General features: G+C 74.0%; 12 protein-coding genes. 7 read left to right on the top strand and 5 right to left on the bottom strand.

Features of this window, described 5'->3' with window-relative positions; genetic code table 11:
* Positions 1 to 306 precede the first annotated feature (306 nt).
* Positions 307 to 951: a TetR/AcrR family transcriptional regulator gene (locus K1Y72_RS32420; protein WP_220170348.1), complete on the bottom strand. Its 645-nt coding sequence runs from the start codon at positions 949 to 951 to the stop codon at positions 307 to 309.
* 89 nt (positions 952 to 1,040) lie between these two features.
* Here K1Y72_RS32420 and K1Y72_RS32425 point away from each other — a divergent pair, with 89 nt between their 5' ends.
* The 3 genes from K1Y72_RS32425 to K1Y72_RS32435 all read left to right on the top strand — a co-directional run bounded on the left by K1Y72_RS32425 (position 1,041) and on the right by K1Y72_RS32435 (position 4,727).
* Entirely contained in the window at positions 1,041 to 2,489 is a 1,449-nt protein-coding gene (locus K1Y72_RS32425) for an MDR family MFS transporter (RefSeq protein ID WP_220170349.1), read from the top strand.
* Positions 2,490 to 3,065: 576 nt separating this feature from the next.
* Positions 3,066 to 3,506, top strand: coding sequence for an HNH endonuclease (locus K1Y72_RS32430; RefSeq protein WP_220170350.1), 441 nt, complete (start codon positions 3,066 to 3,068; stop codon positions 3,504 to 3,506).
* Positions 3,507 to 3,710: 204 nt separating this feature from the next.
* Complete coding sequence (locus K1Y72_RS32435) at positions 3,711 to 4,727, top strand: coiled-coil domain-containing protein (protein ID WP_220170351.1); 1,017 nt, start codon at positions 3,711 to 3,713, stop codon at positions 4,725 to 4,727.
* A 12-nt stretch (positions 4,728 to 4,739) separates the two neighbouring features.
* On the opposite strand, the gene K1Y72_RS32440 is transcribed toward K1Y72_RS32435, so the two are convergent.
* Positions 4,740 to 5,801, bottom strand: coding sequence for a Gfo/Idh/MocA family oxidoreductase (locus K1Y72_RS32440; protein WP_220170352.1), 1,062 nt, complete (start codon positions 5,799 to 5,801; stop codon positions 4,740 to 4,742).
* A gap of 121 nt (positions 5,802 to 5,922) precedes the next feature.
* On the opposite strand from K1Y72_RS32440, the gene K1Y72_RS32445 reads away from it, so the two are divergent.
* Positions 5,923 to 7,563, top strand: coding sequence for an NAD(P)/FAD-dependent oxidoreductase (locus K1Y72_RS32445; protein ID WP_220170353.1), 1,641 nt, complete (start codon positions 5,923 to 5,925; stop codon positions 7,561 to 7,563).
* Positions 7,560 to 9,005 (top strand): ATP-binding protein, encoded by a 1,446-nt coding sequence (locus K1Y72_RS32450; RefSeq protein ID WP_220170354.1) that lies wholly within the window; start codon positions 7,560 to 7,562, stop codon positions 9,003 to 9,005. Before K1Y72_RS32445 ends, K1Y72_RS32450 begins: the two co-directional genes overlap by 4 nt.
* A gap of 21 nt (positions 9,006 to 9,026) precedes the next feature.
* Here K1Y72_RS32450 and K1Y72_RS32455 read toward each other — a convergent pair whose 3' ends face one another.
* Positions 9,027 to 9,947, bottom strand: a complete 921-nt coding sequence (locus tag K1Y72_RS32455) for a hypothetical protein (RefSeq protein ID WP_220170355.1) — start codon at positions 9,945 to 9,947, stop codon at positions 9,027 to 9,029.
* 196 nt (positions 9,948 to 10,143) lie between these two features.
* A complete protein-coding gene (locus K1Y72_RS32460; RefSeq protein WP_308287332.1) occupies positions 10,144 to 10,569 on the bottom strand; it encodes a VOC family protein in 426 nt (141 codons plus the stop codon).
* A gap of 30 nt (positions 10,570 to 10,599) precedes the next feature.
* Between K1Y72_RS32460 and K1Y72_RS32465 the strand changes: the two genes are divergently transcribed.
* Positions 10,600 to 11,058 carry a MarR family winged helix-turn-helix transcriptional regulator gene (locus tag K1Y72_RS32465; RefSeq protein ID WP_220170356.1) on the top strand — a complete coding sequence of 153 codons (459 nt, stop codon included), beginning with the start codon at positions 10,600 to 10,602 and terminating at the stop codon, positions 11,056 to 11,058.
* Between the two features lie 55 nt (positions 11,059 to 11,113).
* On the opposite strand, the gene K1Y72_RS32470 is transcribed toward K1Y72_RS32465, so the two are convergent.
* Positions 11,114 to 11,908, bottom strand: coding sequence for a class II aldolase/adducin family protein (locus K1Y72_RS32470; RefSeq protein ID WP_220170357.1), 795 nt, complete (start codon positions 11,906 to 11,908; stop codon positions 11,114 to 11,116).
* 121 nt (positions 11,909 to 12,029) lie between these two features.
* Here K1Y72_RS32470 and K1Y72_RS32475 point away from each other — a divergent pair, with 121 nt between their 5' ends.
* Positions 12,030 to 13,154 carry a PucR family transcriptional regulator gene (locus K1Y72_RS32475; RefSeq protein WP_220170358.1) on the top strand — a complete coding sequence of 375 codons (1,125 nt, stop codon included), beginning with the start codon at positions 12,030 to 12,032 and terminating at the stop codon, positions 13,152 to 13,154.
* Positions 13,155 to 13,193 lie beyond the last annotated feature (39 nt).

The raw sequence follows: 13,193 nt of genomic DNA on the forward strand, positions 1-13,193 counted from the left end.
CGGCAGGCAGTTAATAGCTGGCGACAGGCGACAGGCGACAGGCGACAGACAGCGAGCGACGGGCGGCAGGAAGCAGGAAGGCAGCAGCAGGTGACGGGCGGTAGGTGACAGGAGCGGCAAGCAGGAGGGCGGCGAGGCGGCGAGGCGGCGAGGCGGCAAGGCGGGGACGGCAGGTAGAGGGCAGCCGGAGGTGGAGGGCGGGAGACAGGAGGTAGGCGGTCGCACAGTGGACGGCCGGTCGGCCGGTCGGTCAGCGGTCACTGGTCATCGGTCGGGGGCCACCGATCACCGGCCAGGTGCCAGGGATCAGGAGTCGGGGTCGGTTCTGTCGGATTCAGTCGGAGGGCGGTGGTCGAGGACGAGGGGGAGGAGGAGCTCGTCGACGATCGAGCGGATGCGTTCGGGCTTGAGCGGTTCGAGATCCATCAGCAGGTCGTGGCGGACCAGGTCGAAGGGCATCGCGAGCACGGCGGGCGGGATCCGGTCCAGGTCGATCTCGCCGCGCTCGTGGGCGCGCCGGTAGATGGCCTGGACGCGGGGGAGTCGCTGGTCGCCGATGATGCGGTCGCGCACCTGGGAGGGGGTGAGGCCGCTGCCCACCAGCAGCCCCGAGAAGGCGGCGGCCGCGGTGACGGCGAAGAAGCCGGCGCGGGCCTCGCCCATGCCGGTCAGCGCGGCGAGGAGGTCGCCGCGCAGGCTGCCGGTGTCGGGGAGTTCCACCGGGTGGCTGGCGCGCTGGTGCTCGAGCGCGGCGAGCACGAGCTGGTCCTTGTTGGCCCAGCGGCGGTACAGCACGGCGACGCCGGTACCGGCGCGGGAGGCGACGGACTCCATGGTCAGCTTCGCGAAGCCGGCCTCGACCAGCTCGTCCCAGGCCGCGTCCAGCAGTGCGGCCTCGAGTTCGGGCCCGCGCCGGCGGCGGCGCGAGGGAGCGGCGGAAGGAGTGTCCATGGGACCAGTATAAGGAAGGTTTGCTTTCCTTATCGCGGCGACCTACTCTGATAAGAGATGAATTATTCTCTTAACGGAGGGGTGGAGCGATGGTGGAGGACACCGGGACGAAGTTGTCGCCGGAGGTGAAGGGGGTGCTGCTGGCACTGGTCGTCGGCGGTATCGCGGCGATCCTCGATTCCACGATGGTGACGCTGGCGATCCGCACGCTGGTGGTGGAGCTGCACTCGACCGCCGGCACGGTCCAATGGGTCACCACCGGCTTCCTGCTCGCGATGGCCGTCGCCATCCCGGTCACCGGGTGGGCGGAGGGGCGCTGGGGCGGTAAGCAGGTCTGGACTGCCGCGCTGGTGCTGTTCCTGCTCGGCTCGGTGCTGTGCGCCGTGGCCTGGAACGCCGCGAGCCTGGTCGGCTTCCGTGTGCTGCAGGGTTTCGGCGGCGGGCTGATCCTGCCACTGATGCAGACGCTCGCGGTGCGGGCCGCCGGTGGGCGGGTGAGCAGCCGGCTGATGGCGGCCGTCAGCTTGCCGATCGCGCTCGGCCCGATCCTCGGGCCGGTGATCGGCGGCGTGATCCTGAACTGGCTGAGCTGGCGATGGCTGTTCCTGGTGAACGTGCCGCTGATCGCCGTCGGCCTGCTGCTGGCGTGGCGGTTCCTGCCGGCGGACCGGCCCGCATCCCAGGCCGGGCGCGCCGCGCGCCTGGACTGGATCGGCCTGGCGCTCCTCGCGCCGTCGCTGGCAGGGATGCTGCTCGGCCTCTCGCGCCTGTCGGAGGACGGCGGGATCGGCCACGCCGATGTGCTGGCGCCGCTGCTCGCCGGGATCGCGCTGCTGATCGTGTTCGTCCTCCGGGCGTCGCGGCCCGGCGCGCGCCGGCCGGTCGTCGACGTCCGCCTGCTGCGCCTGCGGTCGCTCGGCAGCGCGTCCGCGGTCCTGTTCACCGCCGGCGCGGTGATGTACGCCGGGATGTTCCTGCTGCCGCTTTACTACCAGCAGCTGCGGGGTGAGAGCGTGCTGGCCGCCGGGCTGTTGCTCATCCCGCAAGGGGTGGGCGCGCTCGCCTCGCGCTTCGTGGTCGGCGCGCTGGTCGACCGGTTCGGGGCGCGCACCGTGACGATCGCCGGTTTCCTGCTCGCCGCCGTCGCCACCGTCCCCTTCGCGCTCGCCGGTCCGGGGACGAACCCCTGGTGGCTGGGGGCCGTGCTGTTCGTCCGCGGACTCGGGACTGGGGCGGTGCTGATCCCGCCGATGTCGGTGGCCTACCAGGACACCCGGCCGGTGGACATCCCGCACGCCACCATGAACACCCGCATCGTGCAGCAGGTGGGCGCCTCGTTCGGCACCGCGATTGTCGCCGTCGCCCTGCAGTCACTCCTTGCCCACGGCGCAGCCGGCGCCTTCCAGGGCGCGTTCTGGTGGACGGTCGGCATCACGGTCGCCGCGGTCGTCCCCGCCGTCCTCCTCCCGGCCGCCGAGCCCGCGCGGGAAGGCGCGACTCCGAGCGGCCGAATGGTCGTGCGGAAGGAAACGGTCTGAGCCCGATCCGGTCCACGCGGTGAGCGGAAGCGGAGTGGCACATCCTGCCGCAGTAATGCGATGCGGGTGCGGTGGTACGACGCGGCGCGCGGGTGCGGTGGTACGACGCGGTGCGCGGGTGTGACGGTACGACGCGGTGCGCGGGTGTGGCGGTACGACGCGGTGCGGCGTGGCGTGTGCGGCGTGGCGTGTGCGGCGTGGCGTCCACGGCGTGGCGTGCGCGGCGTGGTGCGGCGTGGCGTGGTGCGGCGTGGTGCGGCGTGCGTGGCGTGGCGGTGTGGTGGTGCCGCGGGGCGGTGCGGTGCGGGGCGGTGCGGGGCGGTGGTGCGGGGTGTTGCGAGGGTGTGGGTCGGGGTGGGTAGCGGCGGTCGGGGGAGGGGCAAGGGGAGGGCCGAAAATGCGTTGCCCGGGGGGCGGGGCGTCGGCACTCTGAGGGGGGCTTCCCGGAAACGGCGAGCCCGGGAATTGCCCGTCCATTCTCCTGCGATTCAGCCTCGGAGCGCCCTGCCGCCAATGCGGTAATGCACCCTGGCGGCGCGGGGGAGCGGCGGCGGAACAGGGTAGGGAGGTGACCCCGTGCACGTGCTCGTCCTGAACGCGTCCTACGAGCCGTTACAGAAGGTGGACCTGCGGCACGCCATCCGCATGCTGGTGCGGGAGGTGGCCGTCGTGGAGGAGGCCGAGGAGGGCCGCACGATCGGTACCTTCCCGGTGCCGAAGGTGCTGCGGCTCGTCCGCTACGTCGCGATGCGCTGGCGGCACGGCCGCCGCCCGCCGTGGAGCAAGCGGGGCGTCTACCTGCGCGACCGCGGCGTGTGCGGGTACTGCGGCAAGCGCGGCCACACCATCGACCACGTGGTCCCGCAGTCCCGCGGGGGAGAGGACACCTGGGAGAACACCGTCCTCGCCTGCGGCCGGTGCAACAACCGCAAGGGCGACCGGACGCCGCAGCAGGCCGGCCTGCGCCTGAACGTCGAGCCGCGCGTCCCGCGCTGGGACGAGCTGGTCGGCCACTGACACCCGACGCCGCCGCAAGCGAGCCGTCCGGTGCTCCCGCCATCGCGGTCGTGATGGCAGGAACACCGGACGGCTCGCCTTCGTTCGGGCGCCCGCGAATACCGTACGGTCGGTGACGCTGGGTATTAGTTCGGAAAAGCGTTGCTAATGCGACAATCGTGATAGCGTGCCGCCAATCTTCGGCCAGCGACGGAGGAGAGGGCAGTGGCGGCGCTTCGACCAACGCGACGTGAGCAGGGCGGCGCCCGGCGGCTCCGCGCGACCGGTTCGGCGGTCGTCCTCGCCGTCGCGGTCTCGGCCGTCCTGCCCGCGGGCGCCACGGCGGCGCTGACGGTGCCGGCCGCGCCCGCCGCGCCCAAGGACAAGGACGCCCGCGAGTACGCCAAGCTGAAGAAGCGGGCCGCCGCCCTGTCCAAGGAGTACCGGGGCGAGCTGATCTCCCTGGACCAGGCCAAGGACGCCGCGGAGAAGGCCGAGAAGGACGCCCGCGACCTGGCCGCCGAGGCCGAGGACGCCCGCCGGGCCGTCTCCCGCCTCGCCGCCACCTCCTACATGAACGGCACCAGCGAGATGCCGATCGTCATCGGCGGCGACCCCGGCGGCGCCATCCGCGACGCCACCGTCATGCGGCACCTGGCCCGCAACAACGGCCTGCGCGTGCAGAACCTGCAGGACCTCGCGGCCAAGGCCGCGCGGTCCCGGCAGGACGCCACCACCAAGATCGCGAAGGTGCGCAAGGAGATCGACGACCTGGAGTCGCAGCGCGCCCGGGTCAAGAAGCTGCTCGCCAAGTACAAGCCCGACGAGGCCAAGGTGAGCGGCCCCGGACGGCCCGACGGGGCGAGCGGTGGCAAGTCGCCCATCGTCGGCAACTCCATGACCGCCCGCATGCGGACCGTCCTTCTCGCGATCGACGGCCGCTTCGGCCCGTTCCCGACCATCGGCTGCTCGCGGCCCGGCGACCCGCAGGACCACGGATCCGGCCACGCCTGCGACTTCATGGAGAGCACCGGCGGCAAGATGCCGAGCGCGTCCGCGCAGGCCCACGGCGACCGCGTCGCCGCCTACGTCATCGCCAACGCCTCCAGCCTCGGCATCAAGTACGTCATCTGGAGGCAGCGCATCTACGACATGCGCGGCAGCGGCGGCTGGAAGGCCATGGAGGACCGCGGCAGCATCACCGCCAACCACTACGACCACGTGCACGTCTCGGTCCTCTGACCGGGCGGCGCGTCAGCGGCCCGGGGACTCCGGGACGGTCACGCGGTGCTCGCGGGCCGAGCGCTGGGCGGCCTCGATGACCTCCAGGCCGGCGATGGCGTCGGCCAGGGCGACCGGCGGCGGCCCCTGGTGCCGCAGCGCGTCGGCGACCCCCGCGTAGAAGTCCTGGTAGGCGCCGGGGTCCGTGGGTTCGGGACGGGCGTCGCCCGGCGTGCCGACGGTGCCGTAGTCCTCCGGCGATGCCTCGCCCCAGCCCGGGTCCAGCGGAGTCGCCCCGTCGCGGAGGGCGTCCTCCTGCACGTCCATGCCCGACACGGTGTAGGCGGCCCGCCCGCCGAGGACGCGGAAGCGGGGGCCGAGCTGGGCGGCCGTCGCGCTCATCCACAAATGGGAACGTTCCCCGCCCTCGTGCTCCAGGGCCACGAACACGTCGTCGGGCGTGCGGGCGCCGGGGCGCCGCGCGTCGATCTCGGCGTAGACGCGGACGGGGCGGCCGAACAGCACCAGCGCCTGGTCGATCAGGTGGGAGCCCAGGTCGTAGAGGATGCCGCCCGCGTCGAGGGGATCGGTGCTCTCCTTCCATCCGTCCTTGATCTCGGGGCGCCAGCGCTCGAACCGCGACTCGAACCGCTGCACCGGGCCGAGCGCCCCCTCGGCCGCGAGCCGCCGGACGGTGCGGAAGTCGCCGTCCCAGCGCCTGTTGTGGAAGGGGAACACCGGCAGCCCGCGCACGGCGCTGAGCGCGGCGAGCGACCGCGCCTCGGCGGACGACGCCGCCACCGGCTTGTCCAGCACCACCGGGACGCCGGCGGTGAGGGCGGTGCGCGCCAGCGGGACGTGCTGGCGGTTCGGAGCGGTCACCACGACCAGATCGTAGGCGCCGCTGGCCTCCCAGAGCCGGTCGGCCGAGTCCAGCACCCGGGCGTCCGGGTACCGGTCGCGGACCCGCGCCTGCCGCTCGGGGTTCCCGGTGACCACGGCGGCGAGCCGCAGGCCGGGGACCGACGAGACGAGCGGCGCGTGGAAGACCGACCCTCCGGTGCCGTATCCGATGAGAGCCACGTTGAGGGTCATGGAGGGATCATTCCCGATGTCCGCCGCGGCAGGTGTGGGCAGGTGCACGGATCGGTAAAACGATCCCCGCACGACGTACGATTTGAACTTGCCTGACTGGTCTGAGGGGAATGTGAACTGCGTGGCCAAGCCAGTGATCTTGACGGTGGACGACGACCCGGGCGTGTCCCGGGCGGTGGCGCGCGACCTGCGGCGCCGCTACGCCGAGCGGTACCGGGTGGTGCGGGCCGAGTCCGGGCCGGTCGCGCTCGACGCGCTGCGCGAGCTGAAGCTGCGCGGCGAGGACACCGCGATCATGCTCGCCGACCACCGGATGCCCGAGATGAACGGCGTGGAGTTCCTGGAGCGGGCCATGGACCTCTACCCCTACGCGCGGCGGGTGCTGCTCACCGCCTACGCCGACACCGACGCCGCCATCCGGGCGATCAACGTCGTGGACCTCGACCACTACATGCTGAAGCCCTGGAACCCGCCGGAGGAGAAGTTCTACCCGGTGATCGACGCCCAGCTGAAGGCGTGGAAGCACACCGAGCGGTGGGCGCCCGAGGAGCTGCGCGTCGTCGGGCACCGCTGGTCGGCGCGCTCCTACGAGATCCGCGACTTCCTGGCCCGCAACCAGGTGCCCTACACCTTCCTGCTCGACACCGCCCCCGAGGCGGCCGAGCTGGTCGCGGCCGCCGGGTCGCCGGAGCTGCCGATCGTCGTCACCGCCGACGGGACGTGCCTGTCGGCGCCGACGGACGCGCAGGTCGCCGCCGCCGTCGGCCTGACGACGGCGCCGGCCGCCGACTTCTACGACCTGATCGTCGTCGGGGGCGGCCCGGCCGGCCTCGGCGCCGCCGTCTACGGCGCGTCCGAGGGGCTGCGGACCGTGCTGATCGAGCAGCACGCCTCCGGCGGGCAGGCCGGGCAGAGCTCGCGCATCGAGAACTACCTCGGCTTCCCCGACGGGGTGTCCGGCGCCCAGCTCGCCGACCGGGCCCGCCGCCAGGCCGAGAAGTTCGGCGCCGAGCTCATCACCACCGGCCAGGTCACCGGCTTGGAGGAGGCGGGCGGCGCGCGGGTGGTGCACCGGGCCGACGGCGGCACGATCGCCGCGCACGCGGTGATCCTCGCCACCGGCGTGGACTACCGGCGGCTCGCCGCCAAGGGCGTGGACGAGTTCACCGGCCGCGGCGTCTACTACGGCGCCGCGATGGCCGAGACGCCCGAGTGCAAGGGCGAGGAGGTCTACATCGTCGGCGGCGCCAACTCGGCCGGGCAGTCCGCGGTGAACCTGGCGCGCATCGCCGAGAAGGTGCACATCCTCATCCGCGCCGAGGGCCTGCAGCGCTCGATGTCGCACTACCTCATCGAGCAGATCGCGGGCATCCCCAACATCGAGGTGCACCCGCTGACCACCGTCATCGCCGGCGGCGGCACCGACCGGCTGGAGAGCCTGCGCCTCTGCGACCCCGAGGGGGAGCGCACCGTCGACGCGCACTACCTGTTCGTCTTCATCGGCGCCGAGCCCCGCACCGACTGGCTCGACGGCGTCGTCGAGCGCGACGACCGCGGGTACGTGCTGACCGGCCCCGACCTCATCGACGCCGGGCGGCTTCCCGAGGGCGTCCCCCGCCAGCCCTACCACCTGGAGACCAGCCTGCCCGGCGTGTTCGCGGCGGGCGACGTGCGCGCCGAGTCCATGAAGCGGGTCGCCTCGGCCGTCGGCGACGGCGCCATGGCCGTCGCACTGGTGCACCGCTACCTGGAGCAGTCATGACCGTCGTCACCCCCGAGCGGCTCCGCACCCTGTTCCTGTTCGAGGACCTCGACGAGGACAAGCTCGCCTGGCTCGCCGGCTACGGCAAGGTCCGCACCTACGACGCGGGCGCGCTCATCTGCGCGCAGGGCGAGCCGGCCGAGTTCTTCTACGTCCTGCTGGACGGCGAGATCTCGATGCTCCAGAACGTGCGCGGGAACGTCATCGAGACCACCCGCAGCAGCCAGATCGGCTCCTACGGCGGCGCCACCCAGGCCTACATCGGCGACCGCATCGAGCAGCGGTACGGGCACTCGCTGCGCGCCGTCCGGCCGAGCGAGATGTTCGTGCTGCCCGCCCGCAAGTTCGCGATGGCGGTCCGCAAGTGGTTCCCGATGGCGACCCACCTGCTGGAGGGCGCCTTCTTCGGCTCGGCCACCGCGCGCCGCATCGTCGACCAGCGCGAACGGCTGACCGCCCTCGGCACCCTCACCGCGGGCCTCACCCACGAGCTGAACAACCCCGCGGCCGCCGCGTCCCGGGCCGCCAGCGAGCTCGGCGAGCGGCTCGTGGTGGCGCAGCAGCGCCTCGCCGAGCTGGCGTCCGGCGGCGTCGACTGCGACCGCGTCGGCGACCTCGTCCGGCTGCGCGAGCGGCTCCGCGAGCCCGGCGGGACCCGGCCGCCGAACCGCACGCCCCTGCAGGTCAACGACGCCGAGGACGAGCTCGGCGACTGGCTGGAGGACCGCGGCGTCGCCGGCGCCTGGGAGCTCAGCCCCGAGCTGGTCGCCGCCGGCGTCGGCGTCGAGCAGGCCGAGGAGGTCGCCGCGATCGCCGGCGACCGGCTGCCCGCCGCGATGAGCTGGCTCGCCGAGGTGCTCGCCGTCGCCGCGCTGCAGGCCGAGATCGCCGACGCCACCGGGCGGATCACCGCGCTGCTGGACTCGGCCCGCCAGTACTCCCAGCTCGACCGCGCCCCCTACCAGCCGGTCGACCTGCGCGACCTGCTGGGCAGCACCCTCACCATGCTGCGCCGCAAGATCGGCGAGAAGGTGGAGGTGGTCACCGACTACGACCCCGGCCTGCCGCCCGTCCCGGTGTACGCGGCCGAGCTGAACCAGGTGTGGACCAACCTCATCGTCAACGCCCTCCACGCGATGCACGGCGTCGGCGTCCTCACCGTCCGCACCGGCCGGGTGAACGGCGACGCCCTGGTGGAGATCGCCGACACCGGGGACGGCATCCCGCCCGACGACCTCAGCCGCATCTTCACGCCGTTCTTCACGACCAAGCCGGTCGGCGAGGGCACCGGCCTCGGCCTCGACATCTCCTGGCGGATCGTGGTGGACCGCCACCACGGCGACATCCAGGTCGAGTCCGAGCCCGGCCGCACCGTCTTCCGGGTGCGGCTGCCGCTCACCGAGCAGCGCGGCGACGACGACGCGGCGGCGGACGAGGACTGACGCGGGTGCCGCGGCGGGCGCTCAGTCCCGGCCGAACGCCAGCCGGTAGCCGGTGCCCGACACCCGGTACACCTCGCCGCGGCCCCACCGCACGACCTGGAACCGCACCAGGACGGTGTTCCGCGCCGAGCCGGTGAGGTCGGCCATCATCTTCTCCGACAGGTCGATGATGGCCGGGACGCGGTGCTGCGCGACCGCCCACTCGGCCGGGCCGAAGTCCTGCACGATCCCCTCGGTGCTCCGCCCGCCGTAGGTGATGCGGACCCGGGTGCCGAGCGGCCAGTACGGGCTCGCGATCGTGGCGTAGGACATGGGGGCGCCGCGCGAGGTCGAGCGGTCCCAGAACGAGGTGGCGGTGGACAGCCCGCGCGGCAGGCGGTCCTCGGACGCCTCGACGTCGGCGGGCAGCCGCAGCTGCAGGCCGCCCTGGACGGACGCCCCGTAGGCGGCGAGCGGGCTGAGCGCGTCGGTCGCCGGGGCCCTCCGGGCGGCGCGCGGCGCGTCCTGCGGCGCCTGGAGCGCGAACGCCGCGGCCGCGCCGCCGACCAGGATGCTCGCGGTGATCGGCGCGAGGAGCAGGGTGAGGGTGCCGCGCCGCCCGCCGCGCCGCGGCTCGGGCGCGGGGACGGCCGCCGCCCCGGGCCGCCCCCCGAAGTCGCGGAGCAGGGCCGCGAGGTGGTCCTCCACGACGCGCGGCGGGATGTCCAGCAGGCCGGCGAGGCGGCCGTTGTAGCGCCCCTGCACGATCAGGCCCATGACCTGCTGCTCCAGGGCGGTGAGCGTCACCTGGTTGTGCCGCAGGATGCGGTCGCCGCCCCCGTCCTCGGGGCCGGCGCCCGCGCGGCCGTCCCACCGGCCGTCGTCGGGGAGCACCTCGGCCCGCACGACGAGCCGGGTGAGCCGGACCAGCTGGTCGGCGGCCTCGCGCGCCGAGGTGTTCACCGCGTCCTCCCACCGCCCTGTCCGCCCCGGCGTGCGGTCCGCTCGACCGTGCCGCCGCCCGGACCTTCAGCGACTCTGTGTAATCAGTCGACGACTGTACGCAGTCTAGGGTGATGATCGGGTCGGGTGAGGCCTTTCGTTGGCAAAGTCGGCCGCCCGGCCTTCCCCTCGGGTGAGAAGGTCGGGGCGCGGCGGATCAGTAGGACTGGAGTTCCAGCAGGTTTCCCTCGGGATCCCTGAGATGGGCGGTCCGGAGGCCCGGCCCCCATTGGGGACGGTCCTGCGGCGCCGCCACCGGCCGAGCGCCGAACCCGGTGAGCGTCGCGGCCGCCGCGTCCACGTCCGGGACGCGGAACGTGAGCATGGCGCGGTCGCGCGCGGCGGCGTCCGGCGGGCCGCCGGCGCCCACCGCCTCGGCGAGCGCCGCCCGGTCGAACAGCGACAGCAGCGTCCCGCCCTCGGCGTCCCAGGACGCGTAGCGCGCCTGCGGCACCACCTTCGCGGGCTCGATGCCGAGCAGCTCGCGCAGGACCCGCTCGTAGAAGAGCGCGCACGCCGGGAAGTCGTCCACCAGCAGGCGCGGGTACAGGGCGTCCATCGTCGTCCAATCGTAGGTGTTCACCAATGATTGGTGCGACCCTACACTGGCCGGATGGACGACGGGCTGCCCGAGCGGCTGCTGGGCGTGACGACCTTCGTGCTCGCCCGGGCGGGGCGGGCCGGGCGGGCGCGGATGGGCGCGCTGGCGGACGGGCACGGCCTCGGGCTGTGGCACGTCGCGGTGCTCGCCGCTCTCGCCGAAGGACCGCCGGTCTCGCAGCGCGCCCTCGGCACGCGGCTCGGCATCGACCCGAGCGACCTGGTCGAGGTCGTCGGCCGCCTGGAGGGCCTCGGCCTCGCCCGCCGCGAGCGCGACCCGGCCGACCGCCGCCGCTACCTGGTCGAGCCGACCGCCGCGGGGCGGGCCGAGCTGGACGCCGTCACGGCCGGGGCCGCACGGCTGGACGCCGAGTTGCTCGCCCCGCTGGACCCCGGCGAGCGCGCGCAGCTGCACGCCCTGCTGCTGCGCGTGCTGGCCCACCACGACCCCCGCGCGGGCGGCGTCCGCTGAGAACGGCGAGGGCCCGGCCCGGCGCCTGCGGCGCGGGACCGGGCCCTCCCGGAGATCAGTCGAACAGGTCGGGCTGCTCGCGGGTGATCTGGTCGTACAGCGGCTGGTAGTTGATCCAGCCGACGAGGTCGTTGCCGATCTGCCGGTGAGTCAGCACCGCGTTCTCGTGCTCGATCGGGACGACCTGGCCCGCGGCCTTGGCGAGGAGCTGCACCTGGCACGAGCGCTCCATGGTGATGAACCACCAGGCGGCCGCGTCCACGGTGTCGCCGACGGTCAGCAGGCCGTGGTTGCGCAGGATGACGGCCTTGTGGTCCCCGAGGGCGGCGGCGATGCGCTTGCCCTCCTCCAGGTCGGTGACGACGCCGGTGTAGTCGTCGAACAGGCCGTGGTCCTGGTAGAAGGCGCACACGTCCTGGGTGATCGGCTCCAGCGTCTGGCCGAGCGCGGAGATCGCGCGGCCGTGCGTGGAGTGGCTGTGCGCGGCGGCGACCACGTCGGGCCGGGCCTGGTGCACCTGGGAGTGGATGGCGAAGGCCGCCTCGTTCACCGGGTAGCGGCCCTGCACGACCTTGCCCTCGTGGTTCACCAGGATCAGGTCGCTGACCTTGATGTGCTTGAAGGACATGCCGAACGGGTTGACCCAGAAGTGGTCGGTGCGCTCCGGGTCGCGGGCGGTGATGTGCCCGGCCACGCCCTCCTCGAAGCCGAACTTCCCGAAGATCCGCAGGGCCGCGGTGAGGCGCTCCTTGCGGTGGCGGCGCTCGTCCTCGACGTCGTCGAAGGTGGGCGGCAGCCGGAAGATCAGATCGGTCGCCAGGCTGTCGAGGAACTTCTCCTCGTCGGACATGGGGCACTCCTTGCTTTCGTCTGCCTCCACCGAACACCATCGCGGGGGGCTCGCCTAGAGTGATGTGGTCCAAGCCCGCCGGGGGCCGTTGTCCTCGAGCGACAAGACGGGGGGTGGGGCGGTGGACGACGCCTTCCTGCGGCTGCTCGCCGGCCGCAGCGACGACCCCGGGCTGCTGGAGGCGACCGTGCGCGCCGCGCGCGGTAAGTCCGACCTCGTCGCCGCGCTGCCCGAGGAGGAGACCCGCCGCCACACCCGCGCCCTGGTGCGGGGCGTCCTCGCCGCCCTCCGCGACGGCGGCCCCGGCCCGGAGGTGCTCGCGGCCGCCGAGCGGCTCGGCTCCGACCGGGCCCGCCAGGGCGTCCCGGTCGCGGCGTTCCTCGACGGCTTCCAGGCGGGCCGCGCCCACCTGGTCCGCGCCCTGGTCGAGGAGGGCCGCCGCACCGGCGTCCCGGCCGAGGTGCTGCTGGAGGGCGTCACCCGGATCGACGAGATCACCAGCGCCCTCGTGCACCGGATGGTGCACGCCCACCGCGGCGCCGAGCTGGAGATGGCCCGCACCGTCCGCGACGCCCGCCAGCAGGCGCTGCGGCTGCTGCTGCACGGCGAGCCCGTCCCCGGCGGCGCCCCGCTGGACCCCGCCGGCTCCTACCACTGCGTGGTCTCCGACGTCAGCGACCCGGCCGTCGCGTCCCGGCTGGAGACGGCGCTCACCGCCGCCGGGCCCGCGCTCTGCGGGCTGGTCGACGGGCGGCTCGCCGCGCTGCTCGCCCGCCTGCCCGACCTGCCCGCGGACGTCCCCCTGCTCGTCGCGGCGCCCGCGGTGCCGCCCGCCCGCGTCGGAGCCCAGTACGGCCTGGCCCGCCGCGCCCTGCGCGCCGGGACCGCCGCCGGCCTCACCGGCCTCCGCCCCCTCGCGGGCCTCGCGCTGCTCACCGCCACCGAGGCCGAACCCGAGCTCGGCCGGCTGCTCGCCGCCGAGCTGCTGCCCGGCCTGGACGCCGCCGACGCCTTCCACCGCGAGCTGGCCGAGACCGCCCTCGCCTACCTCGACCACGGCGGCCGCGTCGACGTCACCGCGCGGGCGCTGCACGTCCACGCCAACACGGTCAAGTACCGGCTGCGGCGGCTCCGCGAGATCACCGGCCGGCCGCTCCCGGCCGGCGGCGACGCCGTCGCCGGCGCCGCCCACTGGTGGTGGGCCCTCCGCACCCACCTCGGTGCGGGCGCGGCGGACCGGACGTGATGGAGTAGGGGCCGGAAGGACCGCAGGCGGAGGGGGAGA

The organism is Actinomadura parmotrematis (assembly GCF_019458805.1).
GTDB classification, from domain to species: Bacteria; Actinomycetota; Actinomycetes; order Streptosporangiales; family Streptosporangiaceae; genus Spirillospora; species Spirillospora parmotrematis.

What these genes read in the sequence shown, in the direction of transcription:
- K1Y72_RS32420 (WP_220170348.1), bottom strand. Translation starts at nt 951, where the DNA reads ATGGACACTCCTTCCGCCGCTCCCTCGCGCCGCCGCCGGCGCGGGCCC.
- K1Y72_RS32465 (WP_220170356.1), top strand. Translation starts at nt 10,600, where the DNA reads ATGGACGACGGGCTGCCCGAGCGGCTGCTGGGCGTGACGACCTTCGTG.
- K1Y72_RS32440 (WP_220170352.1), bottom strand. Translation starts at nt 5,801, where the DNA reads ATGACCCTCAACGTGGCTCTCATCGGATACGGCACCGGAGGGTCGGTC.
- K1Y72_RS32470 (WP_220170357.1), bottom strand. Translation starts at nt 11,908, where the DNA reads ATGTCCGACGAGGAGAAGTTCCTCGACAGCCTGGCGACCGATCTGATC.
- K1Y72_RS32425 (WP_220170349.1), top strand. Translation starts at nt 1,041, where the DNA reads ATGGTGGAGGACACCGGGACGAAGTTGTCGCCGGAGGTGAAGGGGGTG.
- K1Y72_RS32450 (WP_220170354.1), top strand. Translation starts at nt 7,560, where the DNA reads ATGACCGTCGTCACCCCCGAGCGGCTCCGCACCCTGTTCCTGTTCGAG.